The sequence below is a fragment of the Paenarthrobacter aurescens genome (genome assembly GCF_025421775.1).
In the GTDB taxonomy this organism is placed as follows: Bacteria; Actinomycetota; Actinomycetes; order Actinomycetales; family Micrococcaceae; genus Arthrobacter; species Arthrobacter aurescens_B.
Genome location: NZ_JAOEFX010000003.1, coordinates 16,099 through 40,887, shown reverse-complemented (window position 1 = coordinate 40,887; position 24,789 = coordinate 16,099). Strand labels below are relative to the sequence as shown.

Here is a 24,789-nt window from a genome sequence, read left to right as displayed (position 1 = left end):
GGCACCTTTTTTCTTGTGGTTTATGGCGAAGTGATGAGCGGCAGGCCCAGCAGGGGCCAGACCAGGAAGGAAAACAGCAGGACGACGACGGCGCTTAGGGGCGCCAGCCAGGCTGAGAGCCGGAGGAGATCCGCCGGCTGGTAATGGGGTTGACCGTCCGTATCGGCAAAGATGGCCACCGGTTTCGCGGAACTGGTGAGCGTATGGCAGAAGCCTGCTGCGGCGGTGGAAGCAAACGCAGCTGCCATCGGTTCCACGCCCATGGGCGCCGCCGAAGCTACCACGATGGGGATGAGGACAGCGGAACGGGCTGATCGGGACTGGATCACCAAGTGCGCTGCAGTGGATACCACCACCACAACCACCACAAATAGGTAGGGTTTGGCCGCACCGAACACGGCGACAGGTCCCATCAGGGAATTCGCAAGCCAGGCAGCCGCGCCCGTGGTCACCAGGCTCGATCCCAGGGCCAGGGTGGCGGCCATGAAGATCAACATGGACCAAGGCACCTTCTTCAGCGCGGATCCCAAGGTGACGGATCCGTAGCATGGCAGGGAAACAACCAGTGCTCCCATGAGGGCCACCAAGGCGGGGTCGAGTCCGTGGATCGGCTCGGTACACCACAGGGTCACTACGGCGGCGAGCAACAACAGGGAGCGTTGCTCGTCCAGGTCCAGTGGTCCGCTGATGCGTTGGGTGCTGTCCTTCTGCAGTTCGGCCAGGTCGATTGCCAGGGGTTTGGTCCTGTCACCGGCCGCCGTGAACAGCCTGACTACCAGTTCAGCCGCCATGAAGGACGAGACCAAAGCCAACGGCAGGCCCAGCAACAGCCACGAAGCAAAGTCAAAGCCCTCGAACCCCGCGGACTGAAGGATCTGGCTGGTGATCAGGTGAGCTCCAGCGCCCAGGAACGAGCTGACCGCGGACAGGAGAATCACCGTGGGAAACAGCACTGCGAGCATCTTCACCACTGCAGGCCGGTCCTGGAGCGCTTTGCGCAACGTGAGGAAGATGGGCAGGACCAGCGCTGCCCTGCCGGACGTCGCCGGAATCGCGAAGGCGGTCACCACCAGGCCCAGGCAGGACAGATACGCCAACTGCCGGACCGAGCGTGCACCGGAAATGATGAAGGCAGCGCCCCTCGCCGCCAGACCGGTGGAGGCGACGGCGCTGGCAATCACGAACGCGGCCATCAACAACCAGATGGTGTCCTCGCCCAGTGCAGCAAAGAGGCTCTGAGTGGGAAGAGTCCCGCTGATCACCAGCGCGACGGCGGCCCCCAAGGCTACGTAGGTGTCCTCAACGGGGGAGAAAATCCAGAACCACATCGCAGCCACAAAGATGCAGAGAGTCACCGCCGCATGGCCGTCCAGACCCCACCCGTTGACCGAGTTCACGGCAAACGCCACCATGATGGCCAGCGCCGCAACCATGGCGATGGCTGCTGCCGGGCGGAGGACGCCAAAGATCTTCCTGTCCGTAGCAACCTCTGCCTGCTGCGCCGGTGTGGAGGGGGCTGAGCTGTAATAGACCTGCCTCATGTCAGCCGGTACCCCGCACCGCGGACGGTCTCCAGCCGTTCCGCTCCGATTTTGGCACGGAGCGCGCGGACGTACACATCCACCACATTCGACGCCGGATCGAAGTCCATGTTCCAGGCGTGCGAAATCAACTGCTCCCTGGTGAGTACCTGGCCGGGATGGCGCAGGAAGACCTCCAGGAGTGAGAACTCGCGGGCGGTGAGGTCGGCTCCGCCATCACCAACGCGGACCCGACGGCTTCGAAGATCCAGGACCATGTCACCATGTATGAGGTTCAAGACCGGCGAGCTGTCAGCGTCATCGTTCAACCGCAACCGGATACGGGCCAGCAACTCCGCGAACTGGAACGGCTTTGTCATGTAATCGTTGGCGCCGCTTTCCAGCCCGTACACGGTGTCAGCCACGGAGTCGCTGGCCGTCAAGACGATCACCGGTGTCTTGGAACCTTCGCTGCGCAGGCGTTCAAGGACTTCGAATCCGTTCAGCATGGGAAGGCCAATGTCCAGGACGATCATGCCGAACTCGCCCGAACGTGCCAGCAGCAAGGCACTGGCGCCATCGTCCACCACCAGGCACGTGTAGCCCGCGGCCCTCAAGCCCTTTTCAATGAAGTCGGCAATCCGACGATCATCCTCTGCGATCAGGATCCTGCTCACTGTTGGTGCTCCTTCACTTCATCCAGGCGTTCGGTGACGTTCCCGCCCGAGCCGGCATCGCCGTCGTCGTCGTATATCGGGGACGGCACCGTGATGCCGAACGTTGCTCCGCTTCCCTGGGTGCTTCGGACCCAGGCAGAACCATGGTGGGCTTCCGCGATGCTGCGGACGATAGCCAGTCCCAAGCCGGCACCCGGCCGGGCACGTTCGGTATCCTGCGTCGCCTGGCCCCGGTGGAAACGGCCGAAGATGCGGGCCGCTTCTTCCTCCTCCACGCCTCGTCCTTGATCCGAAACCCAGATGGTGAACTGACGGGCGCCACCTTCGCCTTCAAACCGTGACCCCAGGCTGACGGTGCTCTCCTCCGGGGAGTACTGGCACGCATTGGTGGCCAGCTGAAGGACCGCCTGGGTCATCCGCTGGGTATCAACGCTGATGCTGCCCTCGGCAATCTCCAGGATGGGCCATCCCCTGGGACCCAAAACCTGCGCTTTCGCCTCAATATCGAGCAGGAGCGTTGCGGCGTCGGTGCGCCGGGGCTGCGCGAATCCCGGACGGTCCACCTTGGCCAGGAGCAGCAAGTCAGACACAATCCGCCCCATCCTTGCCAGCTCATCGTCCACCAGCGCAAGGGTGCGGGCCCTGTCAGCCTCGTTGTCTTCCATGAGTTCAAGATGTCCCCGGATCACGGTGATGGGCGTGCGCAATTCATGCGACGCGTCGTCGACGAACGCCCGCTGGGTCCGGTACGCCGATTCAATGCGATCCAGCATGGTGTTGAACGTGACGGCGAGCGCCGAAATGTCATCACTGCCCCGGACCGGCACACGCGAGGTCAGGTCGCTTTCGGAAATGTCCTCCGCCACGCGGCGGACTTCACGGACCGGCGACAGGATCTGGCCGGCCACCAACCACGCAATGCCCGCCGTCACAGCCAGACCGCCCAACGAAACGAAGAAGATGGTGAGGACTGTTCCCGCCACCTGTGCCTCACGCGGGGCCATGTAAATTCCCACGATCAGGTGACCCGTCTCGTTGCCGGAAACCACGGGCAGGCGGACCCAGTGCATCTCTCCCTCACTGGTATGGGCGATCCCCGATGAAGCATCGCCGGTGCGGATCGAGTCCATCAACGCTTGATCCCGCGGGAGGTCGTGGCCGTTGGCCTGCGAGCTGAGCGCGCCTGTGGGCGTGTAGAGAATGCGTTGGCCCACCGTTCCCACTATCACCTCGCCTTGCGCCGCCGACTGCCGGCTGAGGAAGAACTCCAGCATCTTCTCAATCGAGGTAAAAGGCTTGGCTGTGGTGGGGTCCACACCCTCCGCGGCGAAAGCACGGAATTCCTGGAGCTCCTGGGTGATGTCCTGATGAGCCTGGGTTTGCGTACCGTTCAGCAGCAGGGAGCGCATGGTCAACATGACTGCCAGCAAGGTCAGGGCCGTGGTCAGCAGGATCCACCCCGCGATCCGCCAACGGGCGGGAACTTTCGAGCCGGACCGGGGGCCGGGGTTGCCAGTGCGGGGATGCCTTTCCGGGACGGCGGGCAGTGTCGCAGTGTTTGCGGTGGTGGCCGTCATCGTCATCAGTCGTCCACCTCTCCAGCATCGTCATCGTCATCAATCACCACGGGCGGGACCACCGGCTGTGGCACGACAGGCGGGGCGGGAGCCGGGGCCACCGGCGGAGGCGTTGGCGCCGGCGTTGTGGGTGCAGGGGCCGGCGTCGTCGGTGCGGTGCCCGGCGTCGTCGGTGCGGGCGTGGGCTCGAGGCCCGGCGCCGGCCGGCCGTCTGGCCCGGGCCCCAACTCAATCGGATTCGCATCCACAGCCGGCGGTCCTGAAGGAGCGGCAAGCAGGGTGCCGGCCACCGCAAGAAGCACCGGAACCACCAGCAGCGCCCCCAGCAGGAGAACTCGTCGCATTGTTTGCATGCGTTTATCGTTGCAGGCCACTATGAGGGCCTGATGAAACGGGAATGAAGAAGTCTTCATGTGGGGTGTTGCCCGCACCTCCGGCTGTCTGCCCGTCTCATACCCCGGGTGGAGGCCAGCCGGCAGAGTTCAGCCAGCGGACTGACGCCCTGGGATGGGACCGTTGGGGATGCTGGATATATGAACGCCATCCTCCACGCCCAGCAGCTCACCAAGCACTACCCCGGCAGCATCGCACTGGACCACGTCGACTTCACAGCGAACGCCGGCGAGTCCATCGCGATCATCGGGCCGTCCGGTTCCGGTAAGACAACCCTGCTGCACTGCCTCGCCGGGATTTTGAGGCCCGACGCCGGTGCCATCACCTTGAACACTCCGTCGGCACCGTTACGGCTGGACACCCTGGGTGACGCTGCGTTGTCCCGCCTGCGGCGCGAGGAGTTCGGCTTCGTCTTCCAGCAAGGCATGCTCCTGCCGGAACTGACAGCCGTGGAGAACGTAGCCTTGGCACTCATGCTGAACGGCACCGACCGGGGGACGTCGGAGTCCCGGGCCGCCGAGTGGCTTGGGGCTCTGGGCCTGGCGGGCATGGAGCAACGACGCTTGGGCGAACTGTCCGGCGGGCAGGTCCAGCGCGTGGCCATCGCCCGTGCCCAGGTCACGGGCGCACGGGTGGTCTTCGCCGATGAGCCCACGGGCGCCTTGGACTCCGCAACGTCAAACGAAGTTTTGGACGTGCTGCTCCGCAGTGTCGCCGCAAATTCCAGGACGTTGTTGGTGGTCACCCACGATCCCAACGTGGCAGCACGCTGCCAGCGCGTTGTGGAGCTGCGCGACGGCAGGATCGTGTCGGACAGCGGCAGCTCCTCCCCCGCTTCTGGCCAGGCGGACCGCCTCGCACAAGCCGCTCCTGCAGCCCCCACCAGCTTCAAGGGTGCGTTCAATGTCTAGCCTCAGCATGGCGTTGCGCCTCACCCCTTATCTCGCGCGAAGCAGCGGCAGCAGCCTCAGGGAAACGGGCCTCCGTGACGCCGGGCTGCCCGTACTGGCCTTCGGTACGGTCACAGCCCTTCTGCTCACTGTGGCCGGCGGCTCGCAGGTCTTCTGGTCCTGGTCGGACGACATCGCAGGCACTTACCAAGCGCTCGCCGTCGTCGCCATGGTCCTGCTCATCATCCCGCTCCTGACGCTCGGCGCCTCGGCCGCCCGGCTTGCCGCGCGCCGTCGTGATGACCGTTTGGCGTCCCTTCGCCTGTTGGGCGCCAACAGCGCAACGGTCGTCTGGATGACCGTCATTGAATCCACCGTCCTGGCGGCTGTGGGCGCGGTGGCGGGCGCGGGTCTGTATGCCTGCATGGCTCCGTTCCTGGGTTTGATCCAGTTCCGTGGCCAGGCGATCGGCAGCCACGCGTGGCTGTCCGTGCCATCCATCCTCGGCTGCATCCTCGCCGTCTGCGTCCTGGCCGCGGCGAGCGCCGCCCTGGGGCTGCGGAAGGTTGTGGTGACGCCGTTGGGTGTCCGGACAAGGCAAACGGCCGACGGCGCCCATTGGGTTCGCGGACTCATCGCGGCCGTGGTGGTGGTCATCGGCGTGGTGGCGATGGGTATGCTCAGCAGCTTCGGTGCGTTCATCGTGATCATCGCCGTCATGGGCGGCTGCTTCGGGCTGGCACTGCTGGCGCTGAATCTCATGGGACCTTGGATCCTGCGTTTGAGGGCATCCTCGCAGCTCAAGCGGGCCAAACGCCCCGAGCAACTGCTGGCTGCCCGGACCGTGCTGGAGAGCCCCAAGGAATCGTGGCGGCAAGTTGGGGGCGTTGCGATGACCAGCTTCGTGGGGGTGTTCGTGGGCGTCGGCATGGCTGTGGCCGACACCATGGGTCCCGGCGCCACGGATGAGACTGCGCTCTTGGTCCGCGACATCAATACTGGCGTGATGATCACCCTGCTGGGTTCGTTCCTGATGGTGGCATGTTCAGCGGGCGTGAACCAGGCCGCGGCAGTGCTTGACCGGGCGTCGACGCTGGTGGCGCTTGATCGCGTTGGGATGCCGCTGAAACTCATGGTGGCGGCGAGGGTCAAGGCCGTGATGTCACCGTTGTTCCTGGTGGCTGGCATTTCGGCCGCTGCAGCTGCCGTGCTGGTCCTGCCGCTGACGGGCACCGTGTTGCTGACCCAGCCCGTGGTGTTCCTGACCATCGGCGGAGTGTTCGCGGCCGGGTTCCTGTTGGTCCGGTTGGCCGTGGCTGCCGGGACGGCGCAGATCGGCCAGGTGCTGGCCCGTCCTGAGCGCTACGCGAGCATGGACTCCTAGCCCCTCCTGGCCAACGCTCTATCACCGTTGGCCCCCACCCGGCCGACCCTCTATCACCGTTGGCCCCCACCCGCCCGACCCTCCAGGAGGGGCCGTGAAAGGTGAGAGAGCATCCGGCCGAACAGGCGAATCGGTGAGAGAGCATCCGGCCGAACAGGCGAATCGGTGGGAGAGGGTGCTATTTGCAGCCGCAGGACTGCCGGACGATCAGCTCGGTTGGCAGGATCTGGTGCTGCGGTTCCCCTGTCCGGCCCTTGCCCACGAGGGCCCGGACGGCGGCTTCGGCCATGGCTTGGACCGGTTGCGCCACCGTGGTCAGTGCAGGCCAACTGTATTCGGAGTCCAAGGACCCGTCGAAGGACACGAGGGCCACATCCTCAGGCACCCGGACTTCGGCCTCGTGGAGTGCCCGGAGGATACCTATAGCCTGCATGTCATTGCTGGCAAAGATCGCGGTGGGACGGTTGGCCATGGACAGGAAGCGTTTGCCTACCTCATACCCGCCGGGGCGGGTAAACGGGCTGTGCAGCATGGGGCCGTCGGGCAGGCCCGCCTCCCGCAGGGTTGCCAACCACCCCACTTCACGGCCATCGAGCTGGTTGCCTGTGTTCGTTCCGATCGCAAGCCCGATGTTCGTATGTCCGTGTCCTATCAAGTGCTCCACCGCGGCACGGGCACCGGCTTCGAGGTCCACACCCACGCTGCTGAATCCTGGCGGTGAACCTGCGTTGTTCAACAGGACGGACGGGATTTCCGAAGCTTCCAACTCCGTGACATCGGGGTCGAACACGCAACTGGCCAGGAAGACGCCGTCCACTTGCCGCGCAGCCAAGGTACGGATGTTCTTGCGCTCACGGGTCAGGCTTCCGTCGGAGTTGGTGAGCACCATGCCGAATCCCAGCTCCGACGCAGCATCCTCCACAGCATGGGCCAGATGGGTAAAGAAGGGATTGGTATTGTCCGGCACAACAACACCAATGGTCTCGCTGGAACCCAGCTTGAGGGCACGCGCCGCAGCGTTGGGCCGGTACCCCAGGACACGGATAGCGTCGCGGACCTTGGCTTCCGTCGCCGGGGCAACGTTCTTGGGCCCGCCGTTCACCACATAACTCACGACGGCGGTACTCACCCCGGCGTACCGGGCCACGTCTTTGCGTGTAACCGGGCCGCGCGGGGTTTGTACTGCTGTTGTTGTCATGAGGTAAATGCTAGCTACTCCACGGGAGCATCACCGAAGTCGCGGATCGTAAGCCGTTCCCCAGCGCGAAGTGCTGATTCGTGGGCAACGATCCCCGGGAGGGTGAAGCGGGCCGCCACCCAGGCGTTGACCGGCGGAAGCGTCCGGTTGTTCACGGCCGTCACAAAGTCGTCCACCAGGAATTGGTGGCTGCCTTCATGACCGTTGGGTGCACCGAGGAACTCCTCCGGGAGGCGTGTCTGATCGTGCACCGGTGCCAGCCCTGAGATGAAGGCGTCCCGCAGCTCGGGCGCCACGTCTGCCAAGGAGGGATCATCGGCGGACATGGTCGGTTTGGTTTCCACCTGCTCGGACACGTCCTGCACGGAAGACTTGTCCTGCCACACCGTAGTGGTGGCAAGTTGTTCGAAGCTGGCGTCGGTCCCAAAGAAGCGGAAGCGTGATTCCCGGATGTGTGAGGGATAGCCGACGCGGCGCATCTCGTTGGTGCGCATCGCGCCGCCGTCGTTCATTTCGAACAGCGCTGTGGCGTTGGAGAAGTCGTTGGCGAACATGCTGACGTCCTTGTCGAAGACGCCGTCGCCGCGATGGTCCTTCACGCCGATGCAGCTGACACTGACAGCGTGTCCGGGGATGGCGCCGAGGACTCCGCCAATGGCATGCGTGGGGTAGAGCATGGGCGGGTAGCTCGCGGTTTCCTTCCAGCGCTCTCCGCCGCTGTACTGGTAGGCCTCGTAGAAACCCAGGTCCATGTCGTGGACGTAGTCGCCCTCGGTGTAGAAGATCCGACCGAATTTGCCGGCTGCGTGCTGTTGGCGGGCGAAGACGGTGGCGGGGTTGTAGTAGCTGGTCTCACCCATCGCGTAGACCAGCTTGGTCTCGCGAACGGCCTCAATAATGCGCTCAATCTCGTCCTCGGAGATCGCCATCGGCACCGCTGAATAGACGTGCTTTCCGGCGCGCAGCGCACGCTCTACCAAAGGACCGTGGGTCCATCGCTGGGTGAAGATGGCGACAGCGTCGACGTCGGACTCCAGCAACTCCTCAAAGCTACCCAGCACGCCGTCCAAGCCCCACCGCTCCTGCGCGGCAGCGGCGCGCTCGGGGAGCTCATCCACCGCGTAGACCGCGCTGACACCGGGGTGGAGTTTGAACAAGTGCGCGAACTGGCTGCCGAACTGTCCGACACCCAGAACACCGATCGAAAACGTCATTGTTTGCCTTTCCTGGAGCTGCTGCCGCAGCTTTCGAAGCGTCCCTTGTGGGTTCACGGATGAGTCTTCCACCGCAATCTACACGAGTCAACAGAAGGAACACTTTCGAACATTTCACACCAAAAATTTGCGGCAGCTCTTGCGTTAGCCAAATCTACTCGTGTAGATTCTCATCCAGTTGTTACCGACATCACAGTCAGGAAAGGTCGACGATGACCACGCTAACCAAGCAACCGGGCAGGGCCTCCGGCCGGTCCGGGAGTCACCACGGACGCAAGCCCCAGCCAGCCAAACGCAGCATGACCAGCCGTCTCGGCGACCTCAAAATCGCTCTCTTCTTCATCTTCCCGGCCGTCATCGGCTTCGTGGCGTTCTTTCTCATCCCCACCATCCGCGGCATCTACCTCAGTTTCACCGAGTACAGCATCCTGGGCGAGCCCACCTGGATCGGGATCGACAATTACACCGCGATCTTCGCCGACGAACTGTTCTGGAACGCCATGGGCGTCACGCTCCAATACGTGGCCCTCAATATCGGCTTCCAAACAGTCATCGCCCTCGGACTCGCACTGCTGATGCACCGGGTGGCCAAGTCAACCTTCATCCGCGGGGCACTCTTGCTGCCGTTCCTGGTGGCCAACGTCATCGTCGCCCTGCTCTGGTTCTGGATGTTGGACTACCAACTGGGAATCGTCAACGAGATCATGAGCTGGGTGGGCCTCCCCCGCGTCGCTTTCTTCGGCAGCGAACAGTGGGCCATTCCCACCATCGCGTTCGTGAACGTCTGGCGGCACATGGGCTACACAGCACTCCTGATTTTCGCTGGACTGCAGTCCATCCCGAACCACCTTTACGAGGTAGCAAACCTCGACGGCGCCTCCCCCACCCGGACGTTCTGGAGCGTCACCATGCCGCTGCTCCGCCCTGTGTTGGTGTTGGTGCTGGTGGTTACGGTGATCGGTTCCTTCCAGGTCTTCGACACCGTAGCCGTCACCACCAACGGTGGCCCCGTCAACGCCTCCCGCGTGATCCAGATGTACATCTACCAAAAAGCCTTCGGCGAGTCCGACTTCGGCTATGCCTCCGCACTGTCCGTGATCTTGTTCGTCATCCTCGCGCTGGTGGCCTTCGTGCAAATGAAGTTCCTCAAGGGCAATGAATCGGACCTGGACTAAGCCGGATGTGGACTAAGGAAACCGCCATGACAACCTCAACCATTACCCGCAAGAAGCCCCTCAACTGGCGCCGGATCGGCGCCTGGGTGCTGGTCGCCGTCGCCGTTGCCGTGACCATTGCCCCGTTCCTGTGGATGCTGCGGACCGCGCTGTCCAGCAACAGCGCGCTGGCTTCGAACGCTGGAAACCTCCTGCCCGCGGACTTCAGCTGGGGCGCCTTCAAACGCGTTCTCGGGCTGCAGTCCACCGAAGAAGCAATAGCCGACGGCGGTTCCGGGGCCGCCATCAACTTCTGGCTTTACCTCCGCAACTCCGTCATCTTCGCCACCATCACCACAGCCGGCCAGGTCTTCTTCAGCGCAATGGCCGCCTACGCCTTTGCACGACTCCGTTGGCCGGGCCGCAACAAGGTGTTCGCCGTGTTCCTGACCACCATGATGGTTCCCCCCATCTTCACGGCCCTGCCCAACTTCCTCATGATCAAGAACCTCGGACTGCTCAACACCATGGCCGGGATGTCCCTGCCGTTCCTGTTCATGACCCCGTTCGCCATCTTCTTCCTGCGGCAGTTCTTCTTGAGCATGTCCCGCGAAGTTGAGGAAGCGGCAATGCTCGACGGCGCCAAGCACCTCCGCATCTTCTTCCAGATTGTGCTTCCCAACGCCGCAGCCCCCATCGCCACACTGGCGCTGCTGACCTTCATCGGTCAGTGGAACGAATACTTCTGGCCGCTCCTGGTGGGCCAGGACGAAAACGTCCGGGTCCTCACTGTGGGCCTCAGCGTTTTCAAATCGCAGTCTCCGCAGGGCGCCCTGGACTGGTCCGGACTCATGGCCGGAACCCTCGTTGCTGCCCTGCCGATCTTCCTGCTGTTCATCGCCTTCGGCAAGAAGGTAGTCAACTCCATCGGATTCTCCGGAATCAAGTAACCGCACGCTGAAACCCCTCTGTAAAACCCCCTGAAAGGTTCGCTATGAAGAAAACCCTCGGCGTCGCCGCTGCTGCCGCCGCCATCGCCATCGCCTTGACCCTGTCCGCCTGTGGCGGCTCCTCGCCTGCCTCCTCCGAGGCCAAAGGCGAAATCAACTACTGGCTCTGGGACGCCAACCAGCTCCCGGCCTACCAGCAATGCGCTGATGATTTCACCAAAGCCAACCCGGACATCAAGGTCAAGATCACCCAGCGTGGCTGGGACGACTACTGGACCACACTGACCAACGGTTTCGTGGCCGGAACAGCTCCGGACGTCTTCACCAACCACCTCTCCAAATACCCCGAGTACGCCGCAAAGAAGCAGTTGCTCTCCCTGGATGAGGCGGTGGAGAAGGACGGCATCAAGCTGGACGCGTACACCAAGGGACTCCCGGAGCTTTGGGTCGGCCAGGACGGCAAACGCTATGGCCTCCCCAAGGACTGGGACACCGTGGGCCTGTTCTACAACAAGGCCATGACCGATGCTGCCGGGATCACGGCTGAGCAAATGGCCAACCTGGACTGGAACCCGAAGGACGGTGGCAGCTACGAGAAGACCATTGCGCGCCTGACCGTGGACAAGAACGGCAAGCGCGGCGACGAAGCTGGGTTCGACAAGAACAACGTAGCCACTTACGGACTCGGCCTGACGGGCAGCGGTTCGGGGCAGGGCCAGACCGAGTGGAGCTTCCTCACAGCGACCACGGGCTGGACAGCAACCGACAAGAACCCGTGGGGCAGCAAGTTCAACTACGACGACCCCCGGTTCCAGGAAACCATCGCCTGGTGGGCCGGCTTGGTGGACAAGGGCTACATGCCCAAGCTGGAGACCACCGTCGGCGCCAGCATGCCGGACAGTTTCGGTGCCGGTAAGTCTGCCATCAACAGCAATGGTGACTGGCTGATCGGGCAATACAAGACCTACAAGGGCATCGAGACCGCCATTGCGCCCACTCCCAAGGGCACGGACGGTAAGCGTGCGTCCATGTTCAACGGTTTGGCCGACTCCATCTGGGCCGGCACCAAGAACCCCGGAGCCAGCGTCAAGTGGGTTGAGTACCTCGGCTCCACTGCTTGCCAGGATGTCGTGGCCAGCAAGGCCGTCGTGTTCCCGGCCATCGCCAGCTCCTCCGAGATCGCAGCCAAGGCCTTCGCTGACAAGGGCACCGACGTTTCAGCCTTCACCACCCATGTGAAGGACGGCACCACGTTCCTCTTCCCGATCGCGGACAAGGCTGCCAAGGTTGATGGCATCATGAAGCCCGCCATGGATGCAGTCCTCTCCGGCAAGAAGCCCGCCTCCTCGCTGACCGAAGCCAACGACCAGGTCAACAACCTCTTCAAGTAACCCCCACCCGTTCCAACCCACCTGTTGTGAGGCCTGCTCTGCGCGATATTTCCTTCGCGAAGCGCGCAGAGCGGGCCCCACAACACCCCGTACGATCCGATTTGAAAGCGACTTCACACATGCACCCGCTCCATCTCCGTTCCGCAGGTACCAGCCTGGTGATCAGCACCCACCGCGGCGAGGCTGAGATAAGCCACTGGGGAGCCGACCTGGGCGACACCCTGCCGGACCTGGCCATCCTCAACGAGCCCATCCCGCCGTCCTCGATCGACGCCAACGTCCCTGCCGGGCTCCTCCCCCAGGCCTCGTCAGCTTGGCAGGGCAGGCCCGGGCTCCGCGGCCACCGCATCACCGACGGCGTTCCCGGCTTCGACTTCTCAGTCCGCCTCCGCGTGGTGAGCGCGACGACGGACGGCGGCCCTGCGGGCGGGTCCACTGCCGTGATTGTCCAGGCAGATCCCGACGCCGGCATCACAGTGACCAGCAACCTCACCCTGCACCCGGGCGGGCTACTCGAACTGCGGCACACGGCCAGGAACGACGGCTCGTCACCTTTCCAAGTGGATGAACTGGCGACGATGCTCCCGGTGGCGCCGGACGCCGTCGAACTTTTGGATTTGACCGGACGCTGGTGCCGCGAACGTCACCCGCAGCGCCGGGCCATCCAGCAGGGAACGTGGGTCCGCACCGGGCGGCACGGCCGTACCGGGCACGACTCTTCGCTCCTGCTCGCCGCGGGAACGGCCGGCTTCGGAAACAGGCACGGCAAGGTCTGGGCTACGCACCTGGCCTGGAGCGGCAACCATGAGGAGTTCGCGGACAGCATTGCGGACGGGCGAACGATGATAGGCGGATCTGAACTGTTGGGGCCGGCTGAAGTAGTCCTGGAACCCGGTGAAAGCTACACCACTCCTGCGCTCTTTGCCGCTTATTCGGACCAGGGGCTGGACGGGATCTCTGCAGCCTTCTACAGCTGGTTCCGCTCGCGCCCCCACCACGTGGGTGCGCTCTCCGGCAAGCCCCGTCCGGTGGTCCTCAACACCTGGGAGGCGGTCTACTTCGACCACGACCTGGACACGCTTATCGAGCTCGCTGAGTCTGCTGCGGACCTTGGCGTTGAGCGTTTCGTGCTCGACGACGGCTGGTTCCGCGGGCGCCGTGACGACCACGCCGGGCTGGGCGACTGGTACGTCGATGAGACCGTCTGGCCCGGCGGACTGACGCCGCTCATCGACGCCGTGACGTCCCGAAGCATGGAATTCGGGCTCTGGGTGGAGCCCGAAATGATCAACCTTGACTCCGACGCAGCCCGGGCACACCCCGAGTGGATTGTCGGCCCCTCCGCTGCTTCATACAAGGACGGTGGCAGGCTGCCCCTCGAGTGGCGGCAGCAGCACGTCATCGATCTCGTGAACCCGGATGCGTGGCAGTACATCTTCGATCGCATCGACACCTTGCTGCGTGAGAACAACATCAGCTATCTCAAGTGGGATCAGAACCGGGACCTGCTGGAGCATGGGCATGCCGGTCGGGCGTCAGTCCACGAACAAACCCTGGCGGCGTACCGGCTCTTTGACGCGCTCCGTGCGGCCCACCCAGGCGTCGAGATCGAAAGCTGCTCCTCCGGAGGCGCGCGCGTTGACCTGGGGATCCTTGAGCGTACCGACCGTATCTGGGCATCTGACTGCAACGACGCCTTGGAACGGCAGACCATCCAGCGCTGGACCGGAATGGTGGTCCCGCCTGAGCTGGTGGGCGGACACATCGGACCGACCACGTCACACACCACTGGGCGAACGCACGACCTCTCGTTCCGCGCCATCACTGCGCTCTTTGGACACTTCGGCATGGAGTGGGACGTCCGCTCCGTCACGGGTGCGGAGCGCGAGGAACTCAAGCGCTTCATCGGCCTGTACAAGGAACACCGCGGCCTGATCCACAGCGGACGAATGGTGCGCGCTGATGCGCCGGACGAGTCGCTGATGGTGCACGGCGTTGTTGCTGACACGTTAGGGTCCGACGGCGGCATCGCGGCAGGAGCCACGGCCGCGGTTTTCGCTGTGGTGAAGACCCGCACAGGCTTCGCCGAGCAGGTGGGCCGGGTAGCGATCCCGGGGCTCGATCCGTTGCGTTCATACCGGGTGGAGGCAATCTTCCCCTCACCAAGCGACACCGACTACGGGCACACGTTCATAGAAGCGAAGCCGGCGCCTTGGTTGGCATCCGGGGCGGAAGCCACTGGCCGGTTCCTGGGCGAAGCAGGCCTTCCGATGCCTGTCCTGAACCCGGAGCACGCCATCCTGCTGCGGCTCACGGCCCTCTGACGCTCTCTCACCTATCGCAGCATTCCCGGGGATCCTCTCTCACCTACGAAGGGGTTCCCGGGAACGCACGCTCACCTACCGCGCGCTTTGGACCGCATCTGCCAGGTAGTCGATGGCCAGCTTGTAGCCCAACACTCCAGCGCCGACTATGATCGCGGTGCACACGCCCGACAGGTACGAGTGGTGGCGGAATTCTTCGCGCTGGTGGACGTTGGTGATGTGGACCTCGACGGCGGGAAGCTGCACCGCCGCGAGGGCGTCGCGAAGTGCCACGGACGTGTGCGTGTAGGCCCCCGCGTTGATGACAATCCCGACCGCTGTGCCACGCGCGGCATGGATGGCGTCCAGGAGATCGCCCTCGTGGTTCGACTGCACACAGTCAACGGTGAAGCCATGGGCTGCAGCCGCTGTCATGGCGAGTTGCTCGACGTCGGCCAAAGTTGACGTGCCGTACTTCTCCGGCTCGCGTGTGCCGAGCAGGTTCAAGTTGGGGCCGTTGATCACAAGGATGGTGCCGCGACCGGTTTCGGTGGCGGGAGTGGCTTCAGTCATGGCTCCCAATCTATAGCGGCAGGAGGGCGCCTGGGAATCGTGCCCAAGAGATGAGAGAGCGTGGGCTCAAAACGCTCACGATGTGAGAGAGGGCCCGCCGAAACGCGCCAGAAGGTGAGAGCGCGTCCGCTACTTACGGGTGCACTGGCCGGGCGAGACCGGGTTGCTGAGGCCGGGAGCCTGCGCCGCCACGGGCTCCAGATCTGCCATGGTGAGCGCGAAGCCAAGGGCGGCATCGGTGGTGGTCTTGGCGAAGATCAGCCCGGCAACCTCGCCCTGCATGGTCAACAGCGGGCCCCCGGAGTTACCAGGCTGCACGTCACCGGCCAGCTTATAGACGAGCTCAGGAGAAGGGTTGTCGCCATAAATATCCGGGACCAGGATGGTCGAAATTCCTTGCACGGTGGCCGGCTTTGACTGGAAAGGACCGCCGTGTGGGTACCCGGCGAAAGCTGCCGGACTGCCTTCGGGGAGGTCGGCGCTCATCCGCAGCGGGTTGGACTGCAGTCCGTCCACGGCCAGGACTGCGATATCTCGCTGCGGGTCGAAGTAGACCACCTGACCCGGCAACGCACCGCCGTCGGGAACTTCAACCACCGGCTGCGACACGCCCGCAACGACGTGCGCATTGGTCACGACTCGCCCGGGAGAAACGACGAATCCGGACCCGGTCTGGTTCTGGCCACATTCGAAGGCGGTACCCGCGATTTTGAGGACCGATTCGGCGGCCTGGTTCAGTGCCGGGGTGTCAGTGGATGCGTTGGGAACCGGCACTGGGGTGGCTGGCCCGATGCCCTCGATGAGCTTGGGAATGCCGTCGCCGATCACTGTGGACCGCAGCTGCGCCATGGTGGTCTTCACCGGCGTGGGCGTCACAGTGTCGATGTAGCGGATGACCCTGGACTCGGCCAGCTGTTGTGAGACGAAAGGCACACCCAGCGAACTGACGCTGAACGCCAACATGGACATCACCAACGCAGCAACCACTATGCTCACTGCCCCGCCAATCAACCGGTCCACTGCATGCAGCGGCTTGATTCGTACGGCGTGGCGGACTTTGCGCCCAATCATGGTGCCGAGCCCGTGGCCCAATGCGATAAGTACGACGGCGGCGCCCACTGTGGCAGTCAGCCTCCAGCCGCTGTCGGTCACCCAGCCGCTGACGAGCGGCACGGCCATGAAAGCCGCAATGGCTCCGACGACGAATCCTGCGATTCCGCCCAGTGTGACCATAAAGCCGTTGCGGAGGCCATAGATCAGGTAGGAAAGCAGCATCAAGATCAACGCCAAATCCAATATCGTCAAGCCAAACACCAATGCTCCTCGTAGCCGGGTAGCGTCAATTCTAGATGTCCACCCTGACAGCAAACCGTTAGTCCGGTCACGATACGGGGGCTGTAATGCCCCTTCGAAGGGCTACAACGGGGGCTGGATACCCCAAAACCCGCGTAGTTTCAGCGTTTCACGTGCCAAGTACGTCACAGAAGCTGAAAAATTCTGAAACAATGGCCTGAGCGCCACGACCGAAACTTATATTCAGGAGATTTCATGGACATCGAGGTATTGCGCCGCGCACCCCTCTTCGCCACCCTTGACGACGACGCATTCCGCTTGCTGACGGACGAACTCACCGAGGTGGACCTTTCACGTGGGGCTTCGGTGTTCCGCGAAGGTGACCAGGGTGACCAGCTCTACTTCATCGTTTCCGGCAAGGTAAAGCTCGGCCGCACGTCCCCCGACGGTCGCGAGTCCCTGCTGGCCATACTCGGCCCGGGTGAGCTCTTCGGCGAAATGGCGTTGTTCGACCCCAGCCCGCGTACCGCTACGGCTACGGCTGTTTCGGAAACCCGTCTGGCCGGTCTCAAGAACGAGAGCCTCAACGCGCTGCTCCGCACCCGCCCCGAGGTTTCCGCGCAGCTGCTGCAGGCTCTGGCCCGCCGCCTCCGTCGCACCAACGACTCCCTGTCCGACCTCGTCTTCTCGGACGTTCCGGGCCGTGTTGCCAAGGCTCTCCTGGACCTGGCCGACCGCTTCGGCCGTCCGGCCACCGACGGCGTCCTGGTTGCCCACGAGCTCACGCAGGAAGAACTGGCCCAGCTGGTTGGAGCTTCCCGCGAAACCGTGAACAAGGCACTGGCCGAGTTCGTCCAGCGCGGATGGCTCCGCCTCGAAGCCCGCGCTGTGGTTATCCTCGACATGCAGCGCCTCCGCCAGCGCTCCCGCTAAACAGCCGCGAAAAAGCCGCCCCGGTTCTCACCGGGGCGGCTTTTTCGTGCCAGTCGGATTTCTGAGTCACTGCCCGGCGCGAACCGTCGCGAAGAATGCGCGAATGTCGCCGGCAACCAGCGATGGCACTTCCACGGCGGCGAAGTGCCCACCCTCCTCGAACCGACTCCAATGCACGATGTTGGAGTTATCCCGCTCGGCAAAAACACGGATCGTTTGGAAATCGTCCTTGAAGACCGCGACGCCGGTGGGCGCAGTGTTCACCTGTGGCCCGGCCTGGCTACGTGCGTTGTCCAGATAGCTTCGGCTCATGCCTGCCGCAGCGTTTGCGAACCAGTTCACAGTGACCTCGGTGAGGATCTTCTCGAGCGGGACGAGCGACGTGCCGTTGCCGAACGAGTTGAACAGCTCGCTGTAGGCCAAGAGTCCCACCGGCGAGTCGCTCAGTCCCACCGCCACCGTCTGCGGCCGGCTGGCGTTCATGGTGTTGTAGCCCCCGACCGACTGGAACCACTCTATGTGCTCAAGACCTGCGTAGTCTTGCGGTTCGAGCTTCTCGAACTCGGCCGGGTCACCGGATGGGAACGAGAAAAGCTGCAACACGTGGAGGCCAAGGAATCCGTCCGGGTTCAAGAGACCGAGCTCCCGGGCCACCATCGCGCCGTTGTCAGAACCGTGAATACCGTAGTGGGTGTAGCCAAGCCCGCGCATGAGAGCGTCATAGGCTCGGGCCACGCGTGCAGTGTTCCATCCTGTCTCAACCACGGGATTGGAAAATCCATAGCCAGGGGCATCCGGGATCACGACGTCGAAGGCGTCCTCAGCCCGGCCGCCGTGCGCCATGGGATCGGTAAGTTCATCGATCATGTCGAGGTAGTCGACGGATGAACCGGGGTAGGTGTGTGCCAGGAGCAGCGGCGTAGCTCCCGCATGTGGTGAACGTACATGGATGAAGTGGAAGTGCTGTCCGTCGATCTCGGTGGTGAAGTGCGGAACGGCGTTGATGCGCGCTTCCTGGGTCCGCCAGTCAAAGCTGGTGGTCCACGCGTCCACGGCATCGCGAAGATAGGAGTTCGGGGTACCGGCGTCCCAGTCGTCAACTGGTGCTGCTTGGGGCAGGCGGGTCCTTGCGAGTCGCTCCAGCAGGTCGTCGAGCTCGGCCTGGGAAACGTCCAGGTGAAAGTCGCGGATATCAATTCTCGTGTCTGTGTTGTTCTCCATGTTTTCGACGATACGGTGGATATAGGAACGTTTTCTTCCTAAAGGAAGCAGGAATCTCACCCGATGTCTTCTACTGCTGAACGCCTCCTGGCCCTCCTTTCCCTCTTGCAGTCGCGGCCCGATTGGACCGGCACGGACCTCGCCGCGCGCCTGGGCATTTCCACGCGCACCGTTCGCAAGGACATCGACAGATTGCGGGAACTGGGCTACCCCGTGGACGCTACCCGCGGGACAGCAGGCGGCTATCGCCTCGGGGCCGGCGGCAAGCTCCCTCCACTCCTCCTCGACGACGAGGAAGCCGTCGCCGTCGCTATTGGCCTACGCTCGGCAACGGGTATCGCCGGCATCGCCGAATCCAGCGCCCGCGCCCTCGCAAAACTCGAGCAGGTGCTGCCATCAAGACTGCGGCCAACTGTTGCGGCGCTATCAACAGTGGACCGCGCGCCAGAGAACAACGGAACGGATGCGCCCGACCCTGAGGTCAACCCTTCCGTTCTCGCCGCAATTGCAGCAGCGATCCGCGACGTCGAGTGGTTCAGGTTCGATGACCGAGGTACGTCCAGGCTTGTGGAACCTTACCGTCTGCTGAGTTGGCAACGGCGCTGGTACCTCGTGGGGCGTGACCCTGCCTCTGATGAATGGGGCGTCTTCCGCGCAGACTGGATTGAACCGCGGATGCGTACCCGCCGTCGGTTCTCCCCGTTACCCCTGCCGGGCGGTGACTACACCGCGTTCGCGATGCAATCGATCGCCGCCAGCGGTTGGAAAGTGCATGCCCGCCTTCGCGTAGCTGCTCCTGCAGAAGCGGTCCTGGCTCGAATCAACCACGCTGTGGGGGTGGTGGAATCGATCTCCGATACCGAGTCCGTCTTGGTCACTGGCGCCGACAGCCTCGAAACCATCGCCGCCTACATCGGCATGCTGGGCATGGATTTCACAGTCGAGTCGCCAGCTGCCCTGGTACCCCACTTAAGGCATCTCGCAGACGTCTACCTTCGAGCGATAAACGACGTACCGGCTACGGCTACCGACAGAAAGTGAGCGAGCGTTCGCCCAAACACAACGGGAGGTGAGAGAGCGACCCACTCAAAAAGGCGATCGGTGAGAGAGCGTCGGAATGGGGCTTTAGCGTTCCCGTTGGGGCTCCCCCGCGACGGTCCTTGCTGCTTCGACCTCGAGCATCAGGACTCCGCCCTCGTCCACCAACTTCGCCTGGTACACATGCGCTTTGCGCTTGTAGCTCAGGTAGGCGATGCAGCCATTGGAGGCAGCCATTTTCTCGAGCATGATTTCTGAACCGGGAACCAACAGTTGGCCGAGGGTGAGGCCGACTGTGTTCTGCTGGCCTACTTCGTCTCCGAGCGCCGGGGTCTCCCTGAGGGCGATCGCTTCGGCCGCGGTAACCCAGCGCCCCCATACGCCCTTGCTCCCGAGGATGCTGGGCTGCTGGTTCACGGGGACAGTCGCCGCGAAATAGCGCGTGTTGAAGCGGGTGTGCGCAAAATCCGGGCTGAGCCAGTTCACCAGGGGCTTCAACAAGTCAGTGCGGAGGGAGAGGCCACGTTTGGAGAGCATCTCCGTGAAGGACTTCTCCTGTGCTGCCACGGCTTCGCGGGCGCGCATCCAGTCAACTGTCGAGTTCGCTTCAACCGTGGACGAAGCGTCAGGTCCGGCGAGCAGGACGCCGGTTTCCTCGAAAAGTTCACGGATGGCGCCCACCACGTGACGGCGGGCGAGTCCGACGTCGTCCGTTCCCAAGTGCTCTGCCCACTGCTGGGGTGAGGGGCCCAACCAACCCACGGGGTCGTCGTCGGACGGGTCCAGGGATCCGCCCGGGAACGCGACAACGCCCAACGGTGAGGACCCCGGCCTGTAACCAAGCCAGGTTTCCAAACCGGTGGGCGAGTCGCGCAAAAGCACAACGGATGATGCGTAGCGGGCGGCCCTGGGGGTCCGCTCGCCGAGCTCAAGCCAGTTTCGTGCTGCCCCTTCGAGTTCGGGGGGCAGTACAAACAGGCGGCGGGCAAGCTGCGGCAATTGGGTGAACCGGTTCCTTAGCTGAATTCAGCAATGAGCTCGACTTCAACAGGAGAGTCGAGCGGCAGGACAGAGACGCCGACGGCGGAGCGTGCGTGCTTGCCGGCGTCGCCAAGGACCTGGCCGAGGAGTTCGGACGCACCGTTGATGACGCCGGGCTGGCCGGTGAAGGTGGGGTCGGAGGAAACAAACCCGACGACCTTGACGATGCGGGTGATGCGGTCGAGGTCGCCGATGACGCTCTTGACTGCTGCGAGGGCATTGATGGCGCAGACGGCGGCGTAGCGTTTGGCGTCTTCGGGATCAACAGTGGGTTCGTCGGAAGTGCCCAACTCACCGAGCGAGACCTTGCCCGTAGCTTCGAGTTTGCCGTTAATAAAAGGCAACTGTCCAGAGGTGTAAACGTAGCTGCCGGAGACGATGGCCGGGACGTAGTCCGCGACGGGCGCTGCGACCTCTGGGAGGGTCAGTCCGAGCTCGGCCAGACGCTGCTCAACAGCAGACGTGGGAGCGCCGGATTCCGCGGGAGACGTGGTTTCTGCGGGGGTGGTCATGGTTACTGCTTCTCCCTCTTCAGGTATGCAACAAGGCCTTTGCCATCGGGGCCACCGACGACCTGGACAAGCTCCCAGCCGTCTTCGCCCCACTGGTCCAGGATCTGCTTCGTGGCGTGAATAATGAGCGGAATCGTGGCGTACTCCCATTTGGTCATGACAGAAAGCCTAGCCCTTGCCGGTAAAGTGGAAAACATGGTGACTCGCAAGAACCCACTATTCGACACTGCCACCACCCTCGGAAAGATTCTAGGTTTCCTCGGTGTGAGCGCGATTTGTGGCGTCCTGGTGGCGGGCCTTTTGGTCCCCGCAGCCGCCGTTTCGGGCAGTGCCGCAAGTGGTTCAATCCAGTTCTTTGACACTCTGCCGGCGGAACTCCAGGTGGACCCGCCCAGCCAGAACACCACGATCCTGGCGAAGGACGGTACGCCGATCGCCTCGATCTATGCGGAGAACCGGACCAAGGTTCCGCTGGATTCGATGAGCCCGTTCATCAAGGACGCTGTCATCGCGATCGAGGACAGCCGTTTCTATGAGCACGGCGGCATCGACACCACCGGCATCATGCGAGCCATCGTGAGCACCGCCCGTGGTAACAAGCAGGGCGCGTCCACCATCACGCAGCAGTACGTGAACAACGTCATCAACGAGTCCCTGGTGGCGTCCGACCGCGAAGAAGACGTCAAGCTCAACGGTGGCGACAAAGGCGTGGGCGACAAGCTCCGTGAAATGAAGCTCGCCATCGCGCTGGAGAAGAAGTTCTCCAAGGAGCAGATCCTTGAGGGCTACCTCAACATCGTGTTCTTCAACCGTGACGCTTACGGAATCGAAGCTGCCTCCAAATTCTTCTTCAGCACCACTGCCAAGGACTTGACGCTTCCGCAGGCCGCCCTCCTGGCCGGCCTCGTGAACAGCCCGTCGGCATTCGATCCCATCGCCAACCCGGATAACGCGAAGAAACGCCGCGACCTTGTCCTCGCCGCCATGGTCAACCAGGGGAAGATCACGCAGGCTGAGTACGACGAAGCTGTTGCCACCCCGGTCACCACTAAAGTCACGCCCGCCCGTCAGGGTTGCGCCTACGCCACCATGGCGCCGTACTTCTGTGACTACGTCCTTCACCTGCTCTTCAACAACCCGGCTTACGGCGACACTCAGGAAGAGCGCATCAAGCGCGTCCAGCGCGGCGGCCTGACCATCCAGACCACCCTCGATCCGACCGCACAGACCGTTGCCCAGCAGCAGGTTGATGCCACGGCGGGCGCCAACCCTGACAAGTGGGGTGCGTCCATCACGTCGGTCCAGCCGGGCACGGGCCAAATCGTGAGCATGGCCCAGAACACTGTCTGGCTGCCTCAAGAGGGCAAGTTCGATCAGACCCAAAACTTCAACGTCGACGTCCTCGATGCCAATGGCAATGACCTTAACGGCATTGGCGGCTTCCAGCCTGGGTCGACGATGAAGCCGTTTACGTTCGCCCAGTGGCTGAACGAGGGCAAGTCGATGAACCAGAACGTCAATGCGGCGGTTAGGAAGTATCCACAGAACTTCCCGTGGAGAAACACCTGTCCGACACCCACTGACGGCTTCTACGACTCGAACGTGCCAGGTAGCTTCGACCTTCAGAACGCTGAGCCGAAGTACTACCAAAATATGACGGTCCTCTGGGGCCTCAAAAACTCCATCAACACAGCCACATTCGCTTCGGCAGCCCAAGTTGATCTGTGCGGCATCCAAGGCATCGTGGATGCCACAGGAATTCACGGCGGTCTTCCCACACGCGACAACAACGGCAAAGTCACGGATCCGAACCCCCAGGTGCCGATGACGAGGTTGTCCAACCTTATTGGTGCAACACAGACTGCACCGCTCACCATGGCGGCCGCTTTTGCGACATTCGCTGCTGACGGCAAGTACTGCGAACCGATCGCCATCACGTCAGTGAAGGACCAGTCGGGCGCTGAACTGCCTGCCCAGTCCTCAAACTGCAAGGACGCCGTGAAGCCCGAGGTTGCCCGAGGCGTTGCGTATGCCATGGGTAAAGTACTGGACGAAGGTTCTGGTTCCCTGATCCGCCCAGCCCTCAACTCCAAGAACTTCCCGGTGGCAGCCAAGACCGGCACCAACGACTCGAATGGCTCCACCTGGGTAGTCGGTTACACCAGCGGGCTTGCAACGGCATCATGGTTCGGCGACCCCTTGGGAGACCAGTTACGTCCGGGCCGAAACCTGACAGTCAACGGTCAGTTTTACCAAGCCATCGACGGTTACATGATTGCCGGTCCGCAGTTCACCAACTACATGTTGTCGGTTGCCCCGGCCTACGGAACCAATCCGTTCCAGCAGCCGCCGTCCAACCTGCTGGGCACGGCAGCCCCCCAGCGCAACAACACGCCGGCACCCACCACACCGAACCCCGCACCGTCCTCCGGTAACGGAAACGGCGGCAACGGGAACAATGGCAATAACGGCAACGGCAACAACGATAAGGACTAAGTGTGTCCTTCCGTGATTCACTGGCAAACCGCGTCCGCACCGTCGGGCGCGGTTTCGCCGTCACTACAGCCCTCGGTGCAACAGCCGGCGCAGCAGCGGCTGCCTATGGCTGGTGGGAGAAGGACCAGTTCGAGGTCCGCCAGGAAACCCTGCCGATCCTCCCTGAGGGATCGGCGCCGTTTCGCGTTCTGCACCTGAGCGACATCCACTTCATCCCTGGCCAGGACAAGAAGGCCCAGTGGCTTCAGTCCTTGGCTGAGCTGAAGCCCGATCTTGTGGTCAACACTGGCGATAACCTCAGCCACGCGAAGGCCGTCGACCCCCTAATCCAGGCGCTGCGTCCCTTGTTGGAGTTCCCTGGCGTCTTCGTGCCAGGGTCCAATGACTACTACGCGCCAAGAATCAAAAACCCCGCGGGCTACTTCCGCGGGCCCTCAAAGCTCAAGACCGAACCCATCAAGCTCGACTGGCCCAGGCTCCGGTCAGCCTTCGGCATGGGCGGTTGGATCGATCTCACCAACCGCGCCCAGTCGGTGGTCCTTAATGGACTCCGCTTCGATTTCTCCGGAGTCGACGACCCCCACCTCAAGCGCGAGCGGTACGCCGGTTGGCCCCGCGGCACCGTGAACCAGGACGCCCGCCCGCACCTCAAAGTCGGTGTCATCCACGCTCCGTACCAGCGCGTGCTGGACCACTTCACCGAAGCCGGAGCTGACGTGATCTTTGCCGGGCACACCCACGGCGGCCAGATCTGCATCCCCGGCTATGGCGCCCTCGTCTCCAACTGTGACCTCCCTACGTGGCGCGCCAAAGGCCTCCACAACTGGGAAAGCGATAGCTTCACGACGCCGGTGAACGTCTCGGGCGGCATCGGTACCTCGCGGTTCGCACCGGTCCGGATCGCCTGCCGCCCGGAAGCCGTGCTGCTGACCCTCACGGCACGCAGCTAGAGTCCGACGGATCATTACGATCCTCAATAACTGGGTCAAACATTTCACCTACGTTGCGTAGTCCTGTGAAACGAATCACGC

22 protein-coding genes are annotated in these 24,789 nt (G+C 63.2%); 10 read left to right on the top strand and 12 right to left on the bottom strand.

Annotated features, from left to right (window positions below):
* Positions 1–20 precede the first annotated feature (20 nt).
* The 4 genes from N7568_RS06410 to N7568_RS06395 are packed head-to-tail and all read right to left on the bottom strand — an operon-like array spanning position 21 to position 4,127.
* Entirely contained in the window at positions 21–1,541 is a 1,521-nt protein-coding gene (locus N7568_RS06410; protein WP_261609067.1) for an SLC13 family permease, read from the bottom strand.
* The gene (locus tag N7568_RS06405) at positions 1,538–2,197 is read right to left on the bottom strand and encodes a response regulator transcription factor (RefSeq protein ID WP_261609066.1); all 660 of its coding nucleotides are present in this window, start codon (positions 2,195–2,197) and stop codon (positions 1,538–1,540) included. The genes N7568_RS06410 and N7568_RS06405 overlap by 4 nt, the downstream gene beginning before the upstream one ends.
* Positions 2,194–3,780: a sensor histidine kinase gene (locus tag N7568_RS06400; RefSeq protein WP_261609065.1), complete on the bottom strand. Its 1,587-nt coding sequence runs from the start codon at positions 3,778–3,780 to the stop codon at positions 2,194–2,196. Before N7568_RS06400 ends, N7568_RS06405 begins: the two co-directional genes overlap by 4 nt.
* Positions 3,780–4,127 (bottom strand): hypothetical protein, encoded by a 348-nt coding sequence (locus N7568_RS06395; RefSeq protein WP_261609064.1) that lies wholly within the window; start codon positions 4,125–4,127, stop codon positions 3,780–3,782. Before N7568_RS06395 ends, N7568_RS06400 begins: the two co-directional genes overlap by 1 nt.
* A gap of 180 nt (positions 4,128–4,307) precedes the next feature.
* On the opposite strand from N7568_RS06395, the gene N7568_RS06390 reads away from it, so the two are divergent.
* Together N7568_RS06390 and N7568_RS06385 are read left to right on the top strand one after the other, a co-directional pair.
* Positions 4,308–5,078, top strand: coding sequence for an ABC transporter ATP-binding protein (locus N7568_RS06390; protein ID WP_261609063.1), 771 nt, complete (start codon positions 4,308–4,310; stop codon positions 5,076–5,078).
* 7 nt (positions 5,079–5,085) lie between these two features.
* Positions 5,086–6,441 (top strand): FtsX-like permease family protein, encoded by a 1,356-nt coding sequence (locus N7568_RS06385; RefSeq protein ID WP_439898971.1) that lies wholly within the window; start codon positions 5,086–5,088, stop codon positions 6,439–6,441.
* Between the two features lie 178 nt (positions 6,442–6,619).
* Here N7568_RS06385 and N7568_RS06380 read toward each other — a convergent pair whose 3' ends face one another.
* Together N7568_RS06380 and N7568_RS06375 are read right to left on the bottom strand one after the other, a co-directional pair.
* The gene (locus N7568_RS06380) at positions 6,620–7,639 is read right to left on the bottom strand and encodes a LacI family DNA-binding transcriptional regulator (RefSeq protein ID WP_261609061.1); all 1,020 of its coding nucleotides are present in this window, start codon (positions 7,637–7,639) and stop codon (positions 6,620–6,622) included.
* Between the two features lie 14 nt (positions 7,640–7,653).
* On the bottom strand, positions 7,654–8,853 hold the full coding sequence (locus N7568_RS06375) for a Gfo/Idh/MocA family protein (RefSeq protein ID WP_261609060.1): 1,200 nt from the start codon (positions 8,851–8,853) through the stop codon (positions 7,654–7,656).
* A gap of 212 nt (positions 8,854–9,065) precedes the next feature.
* Between N7568_RS06375 and N7568_RS06370 the strand changes: the two genes are divergently transcribed.
* The 4 genes from N7568_RS06370 (at position 9,066) to N7568_RS06355 (ending at position 14,672) form a co-directional block, all read left to right on the top strand.
* Complete coding sequence (locus tag N7568_RS06370) at positions 9,066–10,028, top strand: carbohydrate ABC transporter permease (RefSeq protein WP_439898964.1); 963 nt, start codon at positions 9,066–9,068, stop codon at positions 10,026–10,028.
* A gap of 26 nt (positions 10,029–10,054) precedes the next feature.
* Positions 10,055–10,957 carry a carbohydrate ABC transporter permease gene (locus N7568_RS06365; protein ID WP_261609059.1) on the top strand — a complete coding sequence of 301 codons (903 nt, stop codon included), beginning with the start codon at positions 10,055–10,057 and terminating at the stop codon, positions 10,955–10,957.
* Between the two features lie 44 nt (positions 10,958–11,001).
* Positions 11,002–12,348 (top strand): ABC transporter substrate-binding protein, encoded by a 1,347-nt coding sequence (locus N7568_RS06360; protein ID WP_261609058.1) that lies wholly within the window; start codon positions 11,002–11,004, stop codon positions 12,346–12,348.
* Between the two features lie 119 nt (positions 12,349–12,467).
* Positions 12,468–14,672, top strand: a complete 2,205-nt coding sequence (locus N7568_RS06355) for an alpha-galactosidase (protein ID WP_261609057.1) — start codon at positions 12,468–12,470, stop codon at positions 14,670–14,672.
* A 75-nt stretch (positions 14,673–14,747) separates the two neighbouring features.
* Here the strand turns inward: N7568_RS06355 and aroQ are convergent, their stop codons facing one another.
* Positions 14,748–15,224: a type II 3-dehydroquinate dehydratase gene (aroQ, locus tag N7568_RS06350; protein WP_261609056.1), complete on the bottom strand. Its 477-nt coding sequence runs from the start codon at positions 15,222–15,224 to the stop codon at positions 14,748–14,750.
* A 129-nt stretch (positions 15,225–15,353) separates the two neighbouring features.
* The gene (locus N7568_RS06345; protein ID WP_261609055.1) at positions 15,354–16,538 is read right to left on the bottom strand and encodes a MarP family serine protease; all 1,185 of its coding nucleotides are present in this window, start codon (positions 16,536–16,538) and stop codon (positions 15,354–15,356) included.
* A gap of 234 nt (positions 16,539–16,772) precedes the next feature.
* Here N7568_RS06345 and N7568_RS06340 point away from each other — a divergent pair, with 234 nt between their 5' ends.
* The gene (locus N7568_RS06340) at positions 16,773–17,450 is read left to right on the top strand and encodes a Crp/Fnr family transcriptional regulator (protein WP_011775987.1); all 678 of its coding nucleotides are present in this window, start codon (positions 16,773–16,775) and stop codon (positions 17,448–17,450) included.
* Between the two features lie 66 nt (positions 17,451–17,516).
* Here N7568_RS06340 and N7568_RS06335 read toward each other — a convergent pair whose 3' ends face one another.
* Positions 17,517–18,671 carry an epoxide hydrolase family protein gene (locus N7568_RS06335; protein WP_261609054.1) on the bottom strand — a complete coding sequence of 385 codons (1,155 nt, stop codon included), beginning with the start codon at positions 18,669–18,671 and terminating at the stop codon, positions 17,517–17,519.
* Positions 18,672–18,734: 63 nt separating this feature from the next.
* Here N7568_RS06335 and N7568_RS06330 point away from each other — a divergent pair, with 63 nt between their 5' ends.
* Entirely contained in the window at positions 18,735–19,712 is a 978-nt protein-coding gene (locus N7568_RS06330) for a helix-turn-helix transcriptional regulator (RefSeq protein WP_261609053.1), read from the top strand.
* 84 nt (positions 19,713–19,796) lie between these two features.
* On the opposite strand, the gene N7568_RS06325 is transcribed toward N7568_RS06330, so the two are convergent.
* Genes N7568_RS06325 through N7568_RS06315 form a run of 3 tightly spaced genes read right to left on the bottom strand, consistent with a single transcriptional unit; the run spans position 19,797 to position 21,420 of the window.
* A complete protein-coding gene (locus N7568_RS06325) occupies positions 19,797–20,708 on the bottom strand; it encodes an NUDIX hydrolase (protein ID WP_261609052.1) in 912 nt (303 codons plus the stop codon).
* Positions 20,709–20,725: 17 nt separating this feature from the next.
* Positions 20,726–21,262 (bottom strand): RidA family protein, encoded by a 537-nt coding sequence (locus N7568_RS06320; RefSeq protein ID WP_261609051.1) that lies wholly within the window; start codon positions 21,260–21,262, stop codon positions 20,726–20,728.
* 2 nt (positions 21,263–21,264) lie between these two features.
* A complete protein-coding gene (locus N7568_RS06315) occupies positions 21,265–21,420 on the bottom strand; it encodes a DUF4177 domain-containing protein (RefSeq protein ID WP_011775990.1) in 156 nt (51 codons plus the stop codon).
* Between N7568_RS06315 and N7568_RS06310 the strand changes: the two genes are divergently transcribed.
* The gene (locus N7568_RS06310) at positions 21,419–23,758 is read left to right on the top strand and encodes a transglycosylase domain-containing protein (protein ID WP_261609050.1); all 2,340 of its coding nucleotides are present in this window, start codon (positions 21,419–21,421) and stop codon (positions 23,756–23,758) included. The genes N7568_RS06315 and N7568_RS06310 overlap by 2 nt on opposite strands.
* A 2-nt stretch (positions 23,759–23,760) precedes the next feature.
* Positions 23,761–24,708: a metallophosphoesterase gene (locus N7568_RS06305; protein ID WP_261609049.1), complete on the top strand. Its 948-nt coding sequence runs from the start codon at positions 23,761–23,763 to the stop codon at positions 24,706–24,708.
* The last annotated feature ends 81 nt before the right edge of the window (positions 24,709–24,789 follow it).

What these genes read in the sequence shown, in the direction of transcription:
- N7568_RS06320 (WP_261609051.1), bottom strand. Translation starts at nt 21,262, where the DNA reads ATGACCACCCCCGCAGAAACCACGTCTCCCGCGGAATCCGGCGCTCCC.
- N7568_RS06385 (WP_439898971.1), top strand. Translation starts at nt 5,086, where the DNA reads ATGGCGTTGCGCCTCACCCCTTATCTCGCGCGAAGCAGCGGCAGCAGC.
- N7568_RS06410 (WP_261609067.1), bottom strand. Translation starts at nt 1,541, where the DNA reads ATGAGGCAGGTCTATTACAGCTCAGCCCCCTCCACACCGGCGCAGCAG.
- N7568_RS06310 (WP_261609050.1), top strand. Translation starts at nt 21,419, where the DNA reads ATGACAGAAAGCCTAGCCCTTGCCGGTAAAGTGGAAAACATGGTGACT.
- N7568_RS06335 (WP_261609054.1), bottom strand. Translation starts at nt 18,671, where the DNA reads ATGGAGAACAACACAGACACGAGAATTGATATCCGCGACTTTCACCTG.
- N7568_RS06375 (WP_261609060.1), bottom strand. Translation starts at nt 8,853, where the DNA reads ATGACGTTTTCGATCGGTGTTCTGGGTGTCGGACAGTTCGGCAGCCAG.
- N7568_RS06360 (WP_261609058.1), top strand. Translation starts at nt 11,002, where the DNA reads ATGAAGAAAACCCTCGGCGTCGCCGCTGCTGCCGCCGCCATCGCCATC.
- aroQ (WP_261609056.1), bottom strand. Translation starts at nt 15,224, where the DNA reads ATGACTGAAGCCACTCCCGCCACCGAAACCGGTCGCGGCACCATCCTT.
- N7568_RS06400 (WP_261609065.1), bottom strand. Translation starts at nt 3,780, where the DNA reads ATGACGATGACGGCCACCACCGCAAACACTGCGACACTGCCCGCCGTC.
- N7568_RS06340 (WP_011775987.1), top strand. Translation starts at nt 16,773, where the DNA reads ATGGACATCGAGGTATTGCGCCGCGCACCCCTCTTCGCCACCCTTGAC.
- N7568_RS06395 (WP_261609064.1), bottom strand. Translation starts at nt 4,127, where the DNA reads ATGCAAACAATGCGACGAGTTCTCCTGCTGGGGGCGCTGCTGGTGGTT.
- N7568_RS06315 (WP_011775990.1), bottom strand. Translation starts at nt 21,420, where the DNA reads ATGACCAAATGGGAGTACGCCACGATTCCGCTCATTATTCACGCCACG.
- N7568_RS06370 (WP_439898964.1), top strand. Translation starts at nt 9,066, where the DNA reads ATGACCACGCTAACCAAGCAACCGGGCAGGGCCTCCGGCCGGTCCGGG.
- N7568_RS06365 (WP_261609059.1), top strand. Translation starts at nt 10,055, where the DNA reads ATGACAACCTCAACCATTACCCGCAAGAAGCCCCTCAACTGGCGCCGG.
- N7568_RS06380 (WP_261609061.1), bottom strand. Translation starts at nt 7,639, where the DNA reads ATGACAACAACAGCAGTACAAACCCCGCGCGGCCCGGTTACACGCAAA.
- N7568_RS06330 (WP_261609053.1), top strand. Translation starts at nt 18,735, where the DNA reads ATGTCTTCTACTGCTGAACGCCTCCTGGCCCTCCTTTCCCTCTTGCAG.
- N7568_RS06390 (WP_261609063.1), top strand. Translation starts at nt 4,308, where the DNA reads ATGAACGCCATCCTCCACGCCCAGCAGCTCACCAAGCACTACCCCGGC.
- N7568_RS06355 (WP_261609057.1), top strand. Translation starts at nt 12,468, where the DNA reads ATGCACCCGCTCCATCTCCGTTCCGCAGGTACCAGCCTGGTGATCAGC.